This is a genomic window from Sphingobium xanthum, from assembly GCF_019737615.1.
In the GTDB taxonomy this organism is placed as follows: domain Bacteria; phylum Pseudomonadota; class Alphaproteobacteria; order Sphingomonadales; family Sphingomonadaceae; genus Sphingobium; species Sphingobium xanthum.
In genome coordinates, this window is sequence record NZ_JAHKKS010000011.1 from 78,680 (window position 1) to 92,506 (window position 13,827).

The 13,827-nt window shown below is 65.2% G+C and carries 14 protein-coding genes; 9 read left to right on the plus strand and 5 right to left on the minus strand.

Features of this window, described 5'->3' with window-relative positions:
- Nucleotides 1-98: 98 nt before the first annotated feature.
- Nucleotides 99-1,379: a serine--tRNA ligase gene (gene serS / locus KM135_RS16540; protein ID WP_221715140.1), complete on the minus strand. Its 1,281-nt coding sequence runs from the start codon at nt 1,377-1,379 to the stop codon at nt 99-101.
- A 427-nt stretch (nt 1,380-1,806) separates the two neighbouring features.
- Here serS and KM135_RS19850 point away from each other — a divergent pair, with 427 nt between their 5' ends.
- The 4 genes from KM135_RS19850 (at nt 1,807) to KM135_RS16555 (ending at nt 4,312) form a co-directional block, all read left to right on the plus strand.
- Nucleotides 1,807-2,145 (plus strand): hypothetical protein, encoded by a 339-nt coding sequence (locus KM135_RS19850; protein ID WP_246606239.1) that lies wholly within the window; start codon nt 1,807-1,809, stop codon nt 2,143-2,145.
- Between the two features lie 27 nt (nt 2,146-2,172).
- Nucleotides 2,173-2,733, plus strand: a complete 561-nt coding sequence (locus tag KM135_RS19855; protein WP_246606240.1) for a hypothetical protein — start codon at nt 2,173-2,175, stop codon at nt 2,731-2,733.
- Nucleotides 2,734-3,207: 474 nt separating this feature from the next.
- A complete protein-coding gene (dksA, locus tag KM135_RS16550) occupies nt 3,208-3,675 on the plus strand; it encodes an RNA polymerase-binding protein DksA (protein ID WP_221715142.1) in 468 nt (155 codons plus the stop codon).
- A gap of 244 nt (nt 3,676-3,919) precedes the next feature.
- Complete coding sequence (locus KM135_RS16555) at nt 3,920-4,312, plus strand: PilZ domain-containing protein (RefSeq protein ID WP_221715143.1); 393 nt, start codon at nt 3,920-3,922, stop codon at nt 4,310-4,312.
- Between the two features lie 771 nt (nt 4,313-5,083).
- Here the strand turns inward: KM135_RS16555 and ypfJ are convergent.
- On the minus strand, nt 5,084-5,980 hold the full coding sequence (gene ypfJ, locus KM135_RS16560; RefSeq protein WP_221715144.1) for a KPN_02809 family neutral zinc metallopeptidase: 897 nt from the start codon (nt 5,978-5,980) through the stop codon (nt 5,084-5,086).
- 185 nt (nt 5,981-6,165) lie between these two features.
- Between ypfJ and KM135_RS16565 the strand changes: the two genes are divergently transcribed.
- The 5 genes from KM135_RS16565 (at nt 6,166) to KM135_RS16585 (ending at nt 11,082) form a co-directional block, all read left to right on the plus strand.
- Entirely contained in the window at nt 6,166-7,344 is a 1,179-nt protein-coding gene (locus KM135_RS16565; protein ID WP_221715145.1) for a patatin-like phospholipase family protein, read from the plus strand.
- Complete coding sequence (locus KM135_RS16570) at nt 7,341-8,126, plus strand: 3-hydroxybutyrate dehydrogenase (protein WP_221715146.1); 786 nt, start codon at nt 7,341-7,343, stop codon at nt 8,124-8,126. Before KM135_RS16565 ends, KM135_RS16570 begins: the two co-directional genes overlap by 4 nt.
- Before the next feature lie 84 nt (nt 8,127-8,210).
- Nucleotides 8,211-10,160, plus strand: a complete 1,950-nt coding sequence (locus tag KM135_RS16575) for a S9 family peptidase (RefSeq protein ID WP_221715147.1) — start codon at nt 8,211-8,213, stop codon at nt 10,158-10,160.
- Between the two features lie 12 nt (nt 10,161-10,172).
- Nucleotides 10,173-10,469: a hypothetical protein gene (locus KM135_RS16580; protein WP_221715148.1), complete on the plus strand. Its 297-nt coding sequence runs from the start codon at nt 10,173-10,175 to the stop codon at nt 10,467-10,469.
- A 166-nt stretch (nt 10,470-10,635) separates the two neighbouring features.
- Nucleotides 10,636-11,082 carry a hypothetical protein gene (locus tag KM135_RS16585; RefSeq protein WP_221715149.1) on the plus strand — a complete coding sequence of 149 codons (447 nt, stop codon included), beginning with the start codon at nt 10,636-10,638 and terminating at the stop codon, nt 11,080-11,082.
- Between the two features lie 28 nt (nt 11,083-11,110).
- Here KM135_RS16585 and KM135_RS16590 read toward each other — a convergent pair whose 3' ends face one another.
- The 3 genes from KM135_RS16590 to KM135_RS16600 form a co-directional block, all read right to left on the minus strand.
- On the minus strand, nt 11,111-11,503 hold the full coding sequence (locus tag KM135_RS16590; protein WP_221715150.1) for a DUF805 domain-containing protein: 393 nt from the start codon (nt 11,501-11,503) through the stop codon (nt 11,111-11,113).
- Nucleotides 11,500-12,342: a hypothetical protein gene (locus KM135_RS16595; RefSeq protein WP_221715151.1), complete on the minus strand. Its 843-nt coding sequence runs from the start codon at nt 12,340-12,342 to the stop codon at nt 11,500-11,502. The genes KM135_RS16590 and KM135_RS16595 overlap by 4 nt, the downstream gene beginning before the upstream one ends.
- 171 nt (nt 12,343-12,513) lie before the next feature.
- On the minus strand, nt 12,514-13,509 hold the full coding sequence (locus KM135_RS16600) for a methyltransferase (RefSeq protein WP_221715152.1): 996 nt from the start codon (nt 13,507-13,509) through the stop codon (nt 12,514-12,516).
- Nucleotides 13,510-13,827 lie beyond the last annotated feature (318 nt).

Consider the following 13,827-nt stretch of genomic DNA (forward strand, 5'->3'; position numbering starts at 1 on the left):
TTGGGGTGGTGTTGCAACGGTGCGAATGATCGCTTCGCGAGCGATGCTGCGCATCGCCACCACCCCCTAACCCTTCCTCTGAAGAGGAGGGGAGGTCTTCATGCTTGGGGCGCCAGCTTCGTGATGCCGCCCATATAGGGGACAAGCACCGCGGGTACGGTCACGCTGCCATCTTCATTCTGGTAATTCTCCAGCACGGCGACGAGCGTGCGGCCGACGGCGAGGCCGGAGCCGTTGAGCGTGTGGACGAAGCGCGTGCCCTTCTCGCCCTCGGGGCGGTAGCGCGCGTTCATGCGGCGGGCCTGGAACTCGCCGCAGGTCGAGATGGAACTGATCTCGCGATAGACGCCCTGGCTCGGCAACCAGACTTCGAGATCGAAGGTCTTGGTCGCGGAAAAGCCCATGTCGCCCGAGCAGAGCAGCACGCGGCGATAGGGCAATTCCAGCGCTTCCAGGATGCCTTGCGCGGATTGTACCATATGGGCGTGTTCGTCGATCGCCTGCTCGGGCGTGCAGATGGCGACGAGCTCCACCTTCTCGAACTGATGCTGGCGGATATAGCCGCGCGTATCGCGTCCTGCTGCTCCGGCTTCCGAGCGGAAGCAGGGCGTCAGTGCAGTGAAGCGGATCGGCAGATCGGCTTCGGTCAATATCTGTTCGCGAACCAGATTGGTAAGGCTAACTTCGGCAGTCGGGATCAGCCAGTGGCCGGTCGTCGTGCGGAACAGGTCTTCGGCGAACTTGGGGAGCTGGCCGGTGCCGTAGACCGCATCATCGCGCACCAGCAGCGGCGGATTGACCTCGGTATAGCCGTTCGAGCCGCTCTGCGTGTCCAGCATGAACTGCGCGAGGGCGCGGTGCAGGCGGGCCATCTGGCCGCGCAGGGCGGCGAAGCGTGCGCCGGACATGGCGGCGGCGGCCTCGAAATCGAGGCCGAGCGACGGGCCGAAATCGGCATGGTCCTGCGGCTCGAAATTGAACCGGCGCGGCGTGCCCCAGCGATGCTCCTCGACATTGGCGGTCTCGTCCGGCCCCTCGGGCACGTCGGCGGCGGGGAGATTGGGAATGGCAGCGAGGCGGGTCTGCACGGCCTCGGCCAGCGCCTTTTCCTGTGCCTCAAGCTCCGGCATGCGGGTCTTGAGCGCCGCGACTTCGGCCTTCAGCGCTTCGGCTGTGGCCGTGTCGCCCTTGCCCATGGCCGCGCCGATCGCCTTGCTCGCTTCGTTGCGGCGGGCAAGGCCTTCCTGAAGCTCCGTCGCGACCGAGCGCCACTGCGCATCCTGCGCAGCAATGTCGGCGCTCAGCGGCTCCAGGCCGCGGCGGGCGAGACCGGCATCGAAGCCGGCCGGATTGTCGCGAATGAGGCGGATGTCGTGCATGGCGGTGCCTATGCCCCGGCGCCGGGACGCGATCAAGCGCGCAGGTGCGGGACGGGGGATGTTGGGGGATTTGTGGAGGCTGCGCACATGTTCGTCACCCCAGCCGACGCCGGAGTCTCGGGCGACGGTACGCTGCCATCGGAAGAGATCCCAGGTTGGGCTTCGCCCGTCTTCGACTCCGCTGGGATGACGAAAGAGGGCGCGCGCTGGGGATGGCGTCGAAAGAGGCGATGGGACCGCGCCCGCATAAGCAGGCGGGGCGCCCGTTTCCGGACGCCCCGCGCCTCCCACACTTTGTAGCGCCGATCCCCCGCGGAATCAGGCTGCCTTGTTCTGATCGTCGTCCTGCGTCTCGTCTTCGCGACGGCGGCGGATCATCCACTGGCGGCCGGCGAAGACCGCAGCCGCGGCACCACCGAACAGCAGCATGACGGGCGGGGCCGGAACGTCGGTGCAGCCGCTGGTGCTGCAGCCGCTGGAGCCGGACGAGCCGCTGCTGGTCGAAGAGCTGGTCGAGGACGATGTCGAGCTGGACGTCGAGGAAGAGGTCGAGCTGGACGTCGATGAGGAGCCGCTCGACCCCGTGGAGCCGGTCGATCCCGTCGAACCGCTCGAACCCGAGGAGCCCGACGACGAGCTGCTGGACGAGCTCGATGAGGAGGAACTGCTCGACGAGGAGCTCGACGATCCCGAGGAACCGGACGAACCGCTGGAGCCAGAGGAGCCCGACGACCCGCTGGAACCCGAAGACCCGCTGCTGCTGTGATGCGGCGGCTTGTGCGGCTTGCCGCCCGTGGAACCGCCGCTGGAAGACGAGCTGGAGCTCGACGAGGAGCTGCTGCTCGACGAGGAGGACGAAGACGACGAGGTGGACGAGCCGCCCGTCGACGAGGTCGATGTCGAGCTGATGCCGCCGGTCGAGGTGCTGGTGGAGCCGCCGCTCGTGGAGGTGGAGCCGCCACTGGTCGAAGTGGAGCTGCCGCCCGTCGAGGTCGAACTGCCGCCGGTCGAGGTCGAGCCGCCGCTGGTCGAGGTGGAGCCGCCGGTGCTGGTCGAGGAGACGACGACCGTGCCGCCGCCGCTGCCGCCACCGCCGAAGAATCCGCCGAAGAAGCCGCCGCCGCCGCCCCAGCCGCCGCTGCCGCCGGCAACGAGGATCGGGCCGCCGCTGCCGCCGGACATGCTGGGCATCTCACCCATCGGGCGCTCGATCGGGATCGGCGCTGCCTGCGTGCGCACGGTGACGACGGTCGGCGCCGTCTTGGTCGTCACGGTCTTCACGACCTTGCGGGTCGTCTTCACCGGCTTGCGGTGGGCCGTCTTGACCATCTTGATCGGCTGGCGCTTGACCTGATTGACCACAGGGGGGCGCGATTGATCGGCGAGCTGGAGCGCTCCACCGCCAATGATCGCGCCGCCGCATGCGCAAGCGCAAAGTTTTGCCAAGGCCATTCTTACAGACATGTTTGCCCACTCTTCCGACACTATGATCGTGGCTGAAGTCCCCGGCAGCCTGTGATCGCTATTGCTTACAACGCAAAATAAAACGTTAACTGCAACAGGATTAACTTCGTTTTCACATGTGTTGTCTGAATTTAACCATCGAATTTACAAATATATACAGTTAATGTTTCCCATAGGGACGAAGTCTTAATCGGGATGGTTAATTTATTTACTTTGATCGACATTCCGAGGTCGGGACTCGGGCCGATGTTCAGCAATGGTTCAAGGCAGAGGAAACAAAGCTTGTCCGATAGTTGGCAGCGCTTTATAGGCCCGCGCCAGAGACACCCGACACAGGGTGCGCTTGAAGAATGCGGAGAAGTTGATGGCCTCCCTTGCAGGTTCGCCGGAGAAGAACGGGTCCGGTTCGAAACGCTCAGGCATAGAGTTGCCGGAAGGCTATCGCCCGTCCGCCGACGAGGAATTCATGGGGCCGCTGCAGCTGGAATATTTCCGGCGCCGGCTGCTCGACTGGAAGAAGCAGATTCTCGCGGAAGCGGAAGGCACGCTGGCGACGCTGCAAAGCGAGCCGTTGCGCGAGCCGGATCTCAACGATCGCGCCTCGAGCGAGACCGACTGGTCGATCGAACTGCGCACCCGCGACCGCCAGCGCAAGCTCATCTCCAAGATCGACTCGGCCCTGCGCCGCATCGACGATGGCGAATATGGCTATTGCGAAGTTACCGGCGAGCCGATCTCGCTGGGTCGCCTGGAGGCCCGCCCGATCGCCACGATGACCGTCGAGGCGCAGGAGCGGCATGAGCGGCAGGAAAAGGTCTCCCGCGACGACTGAGCCATTTGGCGCATGCCGGGCTGCAAATGGCGGCACCGTGCGCTTCCCTCCCCCACTATTCCAAGTCGCCCCAGCGAAAGCCGGGGTCTCGGGCGATGTGGCGCTGCTGCCGGAGGAGATTTCAGGTTGGGCTTCGCCCGTGTTCGACTCCGCTGGGATGACGACAAGGGGAACGCGTCCACGTCTCAACGGCTCGGCGCGCCGTTAAACATTTCTCTACCAAAGCCATGGCATGCGATGACGCATGGCAGAATCCGATCCCACGCCGGTCCTGCACGACGACCCCTCCGACGGCGCCGCGAAGCGCGGCGCCAAACGAGACAGTCTGTTCCTGCTGACCACGATTTCCGATGAGTCCGGGCGTCCGCTCGGAAAGGCGCGCGTGCGCAATCTCTCCGAGACCGGGCTGATGGCAGATTGCGAAAGCAGCTTTCGCGACGGCGACCGGCTGGTCGTCGATCTGCGCGGCGTCGGCGAGGTTTCGGGACGTGTGACCTGGGTGCGCGGTGATCGCATCGGCTTCGCCTTCGATCAGCAAATCGATCCGCAGGCGGCGCGCAAGCCGGTCAGCGGCAACAGCGCCGCGCTGCCGCAATATCTGCGGCAGTTGCCGCGCGTCGCGAAGTTCAGCCGCTAGAGCATCGCGCTCCAGATCAGGCCCGTTCGCCTTGCGCGACGTCGAGGCATGCTTCGCCTCCGCTCAGCAGGAAGGCTTCGACTTGGCTCAGCCCGAACGGGAGGGGCGGCTCCGATTTGACGTGCTGCGCTCCAGGGCAAACTCGGGCAATCCGATTGCGCTCCTGCAAGCCGGGCGACGAATTTCTGAAGCACAAAAACGAATGCGGAGGAGAGCAGCCCTCGGGCGCTCGATCCTCCGCATGTCGCGCGACGCTTGCCGGTCTTTCCGGCGGCTTCCTCTCCGATAATTCTTGTAAATGCGTGCGGGACGCGACCTGCTAATGCAATTTGGGACGAAAAAAAAGGGCCGACCTCGGAGAGGTCAGCCCTTTGAGTCTTAGGAGAGGATGCCTGAAAGGCAGTTTCTAAATAGCACAGCCTTATTTTGCTGCAAGTGCGAAAATGATATTTTGCCATGCAAAAATGACATGCATGACTTATCTTATTGAAAATAAGAGATAAAAATATCTATGCGCATTTTTGCATGCAAATTGAGCAGCTGGGATCGATTTTCTCTCGCGAGCGCGAACGCATCGTGCCTGCGCCCGGACGTTCACCGAACAAGGTAGAATTTTGCTCGCATTGCGACGTTTCTGCCACAAAACGCCCAGCCTTGACGTAGCGTCACCCTAAAAAGGGCGTGCAAGGACTGTGGGTGCCGGGCGCGAATCGCGCATTGACAACGATGTCAGAATTGGGGCGCCGGATCGTCGCGCGACTCGCCCTTGGCTCAGCGCCCCTGCGCGAAGGTATCGCAGGAAGCCGGGTCGCCGGTCTGCAGCCCGCGCCGCAGCCAGGCCATGCGCTGCTCGTTGGAGCCATGGGTGAAGCTGTCCGGCATCGGCCGCTGGCCCGCCTGGCGCTGGAGCGTGTCGTCGCCGATCGCCTCGGCCGCCTTCAGCCCTTCCTCCATGTCGCCTGCTTCCATGAGGCCGGTGCGCTTGCCCCAGACGCCGGCATAGCAATCCGCCTGCAGCTCGACCTTCACCTGCATCGCATTGGCCTCCGCCGTACCGGCCGAACGCTGCGCCTGGTTCACCTGACCCAGCGTGCCTTCCAGATTCTGGATGTGATGGCCGACCTCGTGCGCGATCACATAGGCCTGGGCGAAGTCGCCGGGCGCGCCGAAGCGCTGGCGCAGCTCGTTGAAGAAGTCGGTGTCGAGGTAGATCTTCTTGTCGAGCGGGCAGTAGAACGGGCCCATAGCCGATTGCGCCGCGCCGCAGCCGGAACGGCCGGACTGCGCATAGAAGGAAAGTACTGTCGGCTGATATTGCTGGCCATGCTCGCGGAAAACCTCGCCCCAGACGCGCTCGGTCGTGCCCAGCACCTTGAGAGAGAAGCTCTGCACCTGGGTCAGGTCGCCCTGCGCGCCGGGGGCGGGCTGGCCCTGCTCGGCCGGCGGCGCGACCGGCGAGCCGCCGGTCATGAGGCCGCCGCCGCTGAAATTGAGGAAGGCGAGCACCGCGAGCGCGATGACGACGCCGGTGCAGCCGAATTTGCTGCCGATCAATGGCAGCAGCATGCCGATCATCCCGCCGCCGCCACCGCCGCCGAAACCGGGCAAGCCCCCGCCGCCGCGCTGGATCTCGTAATTGCTGCTTTCCTGCTCGTCGTCGAGGCGCATGGGCTAGTCCTTTTTCGCTCTCTCGTGGACGCGGAGCCTAAGCATTGGTTCCCGGCATGGGAAGGGGCGTCTGGCCGTGTTCGATCCGGGAAAGGTGGCGGGGGCAGCGCGGCTTCGCGACCATTTGCGACAAGTGCGGGAGTGGCGTCTCTCGCGCAAATGCGATATTGCAGCGCACCATGGATATGCCCAAGCAGACGAAAGCTGCGCGCAGGGGCAATGCGCCCATGCCGCTGCCGGACGAGGTCGCGCTGGTCCTGCAGGGCGGCGGCGCGCTCGGTTCCTATCAGGCGGGCGTGATCGAGCGGCTGACCGAGCTCGATATCGAGATCGACTGGGTCGCTGGGATTTCGATCGGCGCGATCAACGCCGCGCTCATCGCCGGCAATCCGCCCGAGCTCTGGGCGGAGCGGCTCGCGCAGTTCTGGAACACGGTGAGCGGCGGCCTGCCCAATTATTGCCTGCCGGACCAGCACGATATTCGGGAGGCGGCGCATCTGCTGGCGGCGTCCGCCGTTACACTCTGGGGCATTCCGGGCTTCTTCCGGCCGAACATGCTGCCCAGCTGGCTGGCACCCGCCGGATCGCCGGCAGCGCTCGGCTATTATGACACGACGCCGCTGCGCGCGACACTGGACGAGTTGGTCGACTGGGAGCGCGTCAATTACGGGCCGACGCGCTTCTCGGTCGGCGCGGTCGACATTGAGAACGGCAATTTCGCCTATTTCGACAATCACGACCCCAAATGGCGCGGGCGGATCGACGCGCGGCACGTCATGGCCTCGGGCGCGCTGCCGCCGGGCCTGCCGCCGGTGGAGATTGACGGGCGGCATTATTGGGACGGCGGCCTCGTCTCCAACACGCCGCTCTCGCATGTGCTCGATCATCAGAGCCGCGACCTGTTGATCTTCCAGGTCGATCTCTTCCCCGCCGAAGGCCCGCTGCCGCGCGAGATGACCGAAGTCTGGTCGCGCGAGAAAGACATCCGCTATTCGAGCCGAACGCGGCAGGTGACCGATCTCTATCTGCGCGAGCGGCGCGAGCATCATGCGATCCGCGCGCTGCTGGACAAGCTGCCGGACGATCTCGCCGCCACGGCCGAGGCGATGGAGTTGGCGGCGATGGTCGAGGAGTCCTCGGTCAACATCGTCCATCTGATCTACCGGACCCGCGCCTGGGAAAGCGGCGCGCGCGACTTCGAGTTTTCGCGTGCGACGATGCTCGATCATTGGGGGCAGGGGCGCGAGTCCGTCTCGGCCGTGATCGGGCGGGGCAACCAGCTGCTTGCGCAAAACATCGTCAGCGGCAAGAGCGCGACGTTCGACATCGTGCCCGGCGGGCAGATCAAGGAGAAGCAGGCATGAGTTTGACAGGCAAGACCGCGTTGGTGACGGGCTCCACCTCGGGCATCGGGCTGGCTTATGCCAAGGCGCTGGCGGCGCAGGGCGTGAATCTGGTCATCAACGGTTTTGGTGATGCCGTGGCGATCGAGACCGAGCGTCAGGCGCTGGAAGCCGCGAGCGGCGGCAAGACGATCTATTCGGGGCATGATCTGACCAAGGTCGATCAGATCGAGGCGATGATGGCGGAAGCCGCCGCGACGTTCGGTGGCGTCGATATCCTCATCAACAATGCGGGCATGCAGCATGTCGCGCCGGTCGAGGAATTTCCGGTCGACAAGTGGAACCTCATCATCGCGCTCAACCTCAACTCCGCCTTCCATACGACGCGGCTCGCCGTGCCTTATATGAAGAAGAAGAAATGGGGCCGGATCATCCAGACCGCGTCCGCGCACAGTCTCGTCGCCTCGCCGTTCAAGACCGCCTATGTGACGGCCAAGCATGGCCTCGCCGGCTTCACCAAGACGATCGCGCTGGAGCTGGCGACCTTCGGCGTCACCGCCAATTGTATCTCGCCGGGCTATGTCTGGACGCCTCTGGTCGAGAACCAGATCCCCGACACGATGAAGGCGCGCGGCATGACGCGGGAGCAGGTGATTAATGACGTGCTGCTCGCCGGGCAGCCGACCAAGCAGTTCGTGACGGCCGAGCAGGTCGCGGAGATCGCGATGTTCCTGTGCTCGGATGCGGCAGCGCAGATTACGGGGACGAATATTAGTGTCGATGGGGGTTGGACGGCAGGTTAGGTCACTAGCCCTCTCCCGCGAAAGCGGGAGAGGGCTAGAGGCTAGACCTTGACGCCGGCCACCCCGGCTCGGCAAACAAGCATCATGCTGAAAATTCTCCTCGTCTCATCGACACTTGCCGCCGCGCTGTGCGCTCCCCTCGCTGCCCAGACCGCCGCCCAGACCGTCGCCACCCGGCAGATCGGCACAGCCACCTTGCAGAACGTGCCGGCGATCCCGGCCGAGGTGAGCGAGGCGGTGCAGCGTTATCAGAACAGCCGCTCGGCCGATTTCGAGGGCTGGCTGCCCGACGGGTCAATGCTGATCACGACGCGCTTCGCCGCGACGCAGCAGGTGCATCATGTCGCCGCGCCCGGCGCCGCGCGCCGGCAGATCACGTTCGGGTCCGAGCCGATCGCCGGGGCGCTGGTCGTGCCGGGCACGAGTCGCTTCCTCGCGATCCGCGACAATGGCGGCGACGAGTGGTTCCAGCTCTACCTGCGCGGACTGACCGGCACGGCGACGCAGCTCACCGAGGCCGGCACACGCAACCTCTCGCCCGTGTTCAGCAGCGACGGCGCGATGCTGGTCTGGTCACGTGCGACCAAGGGATCGGCTGCCTACAGCCTACTCTCGCTCGATATGGCGGCGGGCGGCGCGCCGAAGGCGATCTATCAGTCGGACGGCTCGATCAGCCCGTCCGACATCACCGCGGACAAGGCGCGGCTCATCTTCGTGCGCGGCCTCTCCAATCGCGAAGACCAGCTCTTCGAGCTCGATCTCAAGAGCGGCAAGGCGACACGCATCGCGCCCAAGGCGGAGATGGCGGTCTATCAGGACGTGCGCTACTTGCCCGACGGCAAGCGGATCATCGCCATCTCGGATCGTGGCAGCGACACGCGCCAGCTCGTCGAGATCGACCTCGCGACCGGTGCCCAGACGGTGCTGACCCCCGGCCTCACCTGGGACGTGGAGACCTACGACCTCAGCGATGACGGCCGGCTGCTGGCCTATGCGATCAACGAGGACGGCTTTTCGCGCGTGGTCGTGCAGGATCGTGTGACGCACCGCGCGCTGCCGCAGCCCGAGCTGCCCAAGGGCGTGCTGACCGGCCTCAAATTCTCGCGCGACGGCGGCAAGCTGGCGATCGGCCTCACCTCCGCGACCTCGGCCGGCGACGTCTGGAGCTGGGACATGGCAGCGGGCGGGCTGAAGCGCTGGACGACGTCCGAGCTGGGCGAGCTCGACCCGGCCAATCTCGCCGAGCCGCAGCTGATCCGCTTCAAGTCGTTCGATGGCCTCTCCGTGCCCGCCTTCGTCTATCGGCCGAAGGGTGTGGCGGCTGACGTGCGCACGCCGGTGATCATAGACATTCATGGCGGCCCGGAATCCCAGACTCGGCCGATCTGGAACTATGGCGCGCAATATTTCGCGGATACGCTGAAGGCGACCGTGATCCTGCCGAATGTTCGGGGAAGCGATGGCTATGGCAAGCGCTACCTCAACCTGGACAATGCCGAGAAGCGCGAGGATTCGGTGAAGGACATCGGCGCGCTGATCGACTGGATCGGCACGCAGCCCGGCCTCGATGCGCAGCGTGTCGCGGTCTACGGCCAGTCCTATGGCGGCTATATGAGCCTCGCGGTCATGACGCATTATTCGGCGAAGCTGGTTGGCGGCGTGGAGCGCTATGGCATCAGCGACTGGACCTCGTTCCTGCAGAATACCGAGGCCTATCGCCGCGACAATCGCCGCGCCGAATATGGCGACGAGCGCGATCCGAAGATGCAGGCGGTGTTCGCGAAGATCTCGCCGATGGCGAATATCGGCAAGATCACCAAGCCGATGCTGGTGATGCAGGGTGCCAACGACCCGCGCGTGCCGCAGTCCGAGTCCGATCAGGTCGTCGCGAAGCTGCGCAGCGGCGGCAACGAGACCTGGTATGTGCTCTTCGCCGACGAAGGTCACGGCTTCCAGAAGAAGCACAATAACGACCTGCGCCGCGAGGTGGAGACGGTGTTTTTGCGGAAGTTGTTTGAGGGGGCGGGGAAGTAGGGGCGCTGCACCGTGGAGCAATATACGGTGGTGGTGGATGGATCCGTGCGTACCAAGGAGCAACTGTTCGCGCGTTTTACCGACACGGTATTTCTGGGGGAGAGTGGCATTTCAGGGTGGGATTGGTTCTATGACCTGCTCTTCAATCGGCTCTATGCCAGTGACATCTCCGTGGCGGTGGTCAATCAAGACCTCACGGGTCTGCCGGAAGTCGAACAGGCCAACTATGCGGAAGCGCTCGCCAGCATCCAAGTGGATGCGCCCGGCAAGCTTTGGCTGGTTAAGCAGGGCGGTGGGGCGGCGAACTAGGGGCTGACTGTTTCGGGAGGTGCGCGCAGTTCCTGAGAGAATGGGAAAAGACATGCGGAAATGGCTCGGCAATTCGGCGGCAGCGGCTTTGCTCCTGTTTGCAGGCGCACTCGGGCTTGCGCGTGCGGCGGACGCTCAGACGCTTGGAACCATCTCCGTCGACCCAATGCCGATCGATCCCTCGCTTCGCGCGTCCCTGTCGACGTTCGTCGATGACGTTGACAGCACGCTCGCCGAGAAGGGCTTCACGACGATCAAGGGGCCCGGGCACGCTCGTTTCGTCGCCGAACTCAGCCTCACACGCACGGACGTCGGCACGACGACCGCCAAGGTGTCGGTTGCGGGGTCGGAGATTGCGCCCGGCGGCTCTTCCTCACAGGTCGGTGGTGGCGTGACCGTCATGCTGCCCACCGCCAAGGTCCGGACGGTCCCGCTGCAGCAGACCCGCCTTGAAATCCGCATCAAGAAGCGCGGTGAGGATGCTGTCATCTGGCACGGCGCGGCTTTGACGGTCCGCGCGGCAGGACAGGACAGGGCGATCTCCGCCGATCTGGCCAAAGCGATATTACGGACTTATCCGGAGCAGGCCGAGGGGGTCGCGAGCGTTCCCTGATTGCGGCGGGGCAAGTCGCTGACGGCAGTCAGCCCACAGGCTCGCCGTAGCGATTGGCCCCTGACTCTCCCGCGCCGATCAGACCCCAGAGCGTGAAGACTGCGCAGAGCGCGATCGCGGCATAGATGGCCGGACGGCCTACCGCGGCTTCTTCCGGCCTCAGGATATGGAACCACGCCGCCGCCGCGACCGCGGCGACGGGCAAGGCAAGCGGCCAGGCGGAGCGGCCCATGTCGTGCAGGCGGCGGGCATGCAGGACGAAGGCCGGGAAGAACAGCACCAGCCCGGCGAACTGGCCCGGCTTTCCGAAGACCCAGAGATGATAGAAGGCGCCCGCCAGCAGCAGCGGGATCAGCGCGCCGATGAACGGGCCGCGCGAGGTGCGGCCGCCGGCGTCGACGAACAGGCTCTCATATCTCATGCGCGTGCCTCCGTTTCGCCGAGTGCCAGCGGGCGGCGCACGAGCACGCCGCGATAATGCTCGAGGCAGGCGACCATCAGCAGCGCGTTGAGACCAACGGCGGCAAGGCCGAGCAGCGCGCCGAGCGGCTCGCGCTCGAGGATCACGGACCAGTAGGCGGCGCAGACCGAGATCGGCATCACCACGCACAGCGCGAGCGGCAGGAACAGGCCGGCGAGGATCAACGCGCCGGTGACGAGCTGGATCGCCATCACGACGTCGATCAGGTCACTGTTGTGCAGCGCGGTCATGAGCTGGACGGCGAGCGGCATATGCCCGGCGGGCATGGCGAGCAAGGGCGTCACGAAATGGCTGATGCCGTTGGCCAGCAGCCAGGCACCGAAGATGATCCGCGCGGCGAGGACGATATGGCCGACGAGCGGCGTCTGCGAGGAGCCGAGCGAACGCGGCCTGGCGAGCGGGGCCAGCATCGGCAGATAGCTGCGGATGTAGGTGAGGCACATGAGGCAGGTGAAGCCGAGCACCGCCCAGCCATAGATGGCCGAGAGTGAGTCCCAGCCTTGCAGCGGCACGTCCCAGTACCAGACGCAGACAGCGACCGGCATGCACATGAGCAGGGCGAGCGGTACATAGAAGCCGGTGAGTGCGCACAGCCCGGCGAACAACTCGACCGCCTTCACCAGGGTGAACAGGCGACTGTCGATCAGGGCGAGGAAGAGTTCGCGGCTGAGCGGCTGGTTGCCGAGCGGCTGCGGGAAGAGCGGGACGAAATGATTGAGGCCGGCGGGAACCATCCACGCCACGAAGACAAGACGCACGAACCAGACGGCGTACTGCATGTCAGCCCCTCCACAGGGAACCGGTCCGCTCTGTGGCGTCCGGCCTTGTGGGGGAGAGTAAGCTGCTGCGGGCGCGGATGTAAATGCGCATTCGTGTTGGGGCGGGGGTGCTTGTTGCGCCGTTTCGTTCTCCGTCATTCCCGCAAACGTGGAAATGACGAAAGGCAGGGATCAAACCGACTTGGCCTCTATCGCCCAGCAGCCATCGACCAGCGGCTTGACCGCCCAGACCGTGAAGCCGCTGGCGGCGAGCATGCTGCGAAATTCGGCTTCGGTGCGTTCCTTGCCGCTGATCGGCATCATGACGAGATCGGTGCGCACGACCGGTTCGTCGCCGGCGTCGACGCGCTCGGGCAGGATGCGCTCGAGGACGATGAGCGTCGCGCCGGGCGCGAGCGCTTCGCGGCAACGGGCGAGGATGCGGGGGCAGTCGTCGTCTGGCCAGTCGTGGAGGATATACTTGAGTATCAAGCAATCGGCGCCGCGCGCGACGTCGCCGAAGAAGTCGCCGCCGCGGAATTCCGCGCGATCGGCGACGCCGCCCTCCGCCAGATAGCGCTCTGCCCCGGCACTGATGAGGGCCAGATCCTGCACGAATCCGGTGAGATGCGGATAGGCGCGCAGCACTTCGATCAGCACGGCGCCATAGCCGCCGCCGATATCCGCGACCGTGCGGAACGATGTGAAGTCGCAGGCCGTGACGAGGGCGCGCGCGATCGGCACGGACTGCTCGGCCATGGCGCGGTTGAACACGTCCGATGCGGCGGGATCACCGTGGATCGCGCCGAAATTGCCATTGCCCCAGCCCGGCTCGCCGGTGCGCAGCGTGTCGCCCAGCGTTTCGAGCGAGCGCCAGATGCGGTCGCCCCAGAGCATGGCCATGCCGCGCAGGCCGTTCGGCGCGTCGCTACGCAGCACGCGGCCGGCGGGCGTTGCCACGAAGGCATCGGCGGCGACCTGTTCGCACAGGTTCAGCACGGCGAGGGCGCGCAGGATGCGCAGCACGGTGGGCGCGTCGAGGCCGAGCGGGGCGGCGAGCGCGGCGGAGGAGGCCGGCGTGTCGCCCAGCGCATCAAGCAGGCCGGTGCGCACGCCTTCATAGATGGCCCGTGTGCGCCATGCGCCGGTGATCGCCTCAATCACCGCGCGGGTTTCGAGATCGGCCATGTTTGTCCTCCCCATCATCTTTGCGTCTTCGCGCAGTGCCGCTTGGCTCTTGCACCTTTTATCGGCGGCGGCAAATAGAATTATAGGCTAATATAATATTCGCTTTACGATCACGTGGACGTTCGGGATCGGTGTGCGGAATGTTCGTGAGCTACAGCTTCTGAGCGCGTCCGCGATGGCGGGTTTTCGATCCGCACCGCATCTAGAAAGGACATGCCGCGCTAGGCATGAGAGAGTGCCGGTGCGGGACTGCGCGTTCCGTCCCTGCATGCAACTGTCCTGGATGACGCGCTCCTCGCGATTTCCGAGGCAGGGGCA

Coding starts and splice junctions, on each gene's coding strand:
- dksA (WP_221715142.1), top strand. CDS start 3,208: ATGGCCTCCCTTGCAGGTTCGCCGGAGAAGAACGGGTCCGGTTCGAAA.
- KM135_RS16600 (WP_221715152.1), bottom strand. CDS start 13,509: ATGGCCGATCTCGAAACCCGCGCGGTGATTGAGGCGATCACCGGCGCA.
- KM135_RS16565 (WP_221715145.1), top strand. CDS start 6,166: ATGCCCAAGCAGACGAAAGCTGCGCGCAGGGGCAATGCGCCCATGCCG.
- KM135_RS16555 (WP_221715143.1), top strand. CDS start 3,920: ATGGCAGAATCCGATCCCACGCCGGTCCTGCACGACGACCCCTCCGAC.
- serS (WP_221715140.1), bottom strand. CDS start 1,379: ATGCACGACATCCGCCTCATTCGCGACAATCCGGCCGGCTTCGATGCC.
- ypfJ (WP_221715144.1), bottom strand. CDS start 5,980: ATGCGCCTCGACGACGAGCAGGAAAGCAGCAATTACGAGATCCAGCGC.
- KM135_RS16575 (WP_221715147.1), top strand. CDS start 8,211: ATGCTGAAAATTCTCCTCGTCTCATCGACACTTGCCGCCGCGCTGTGC.
- KM135_RS16595 (WP_221715151.1), bottom strand. CDS start 12,342: ATGCAGTACGCCGTCTGGTTCGTGCGTCTTGTCTTCGTGGCGTGGATG.
- KM135_RS16590 (WP_221715150.1), bottom strand. CDS start 11,503: ATGAGATATGAGAGCCTGTTCGTCGACGCCGGCGGCCGCACCTCGCGC.
- KM135_RS16570 (WP_221715146.1), top strand. CDS start 7,341: ATGAGTTTGACAGGCAAGACCGCGTTGGTGACGGGCTCCACCTCGGGC.
- KM135_RS16585 (WP_221715149.1), top strand. CDS start 10,636: ATGCCGATCGATCCCTCGCTTCGCGCGTCCCTGTCGACGTTCGTCGAT.
- KM135_RS19850 (WP_246606239.1), top strand. CDS start 1,807: ATGACGGGCGGGGCCGGAACGTCGGTGCAGCCGCTGGTGCTGCAGCCG.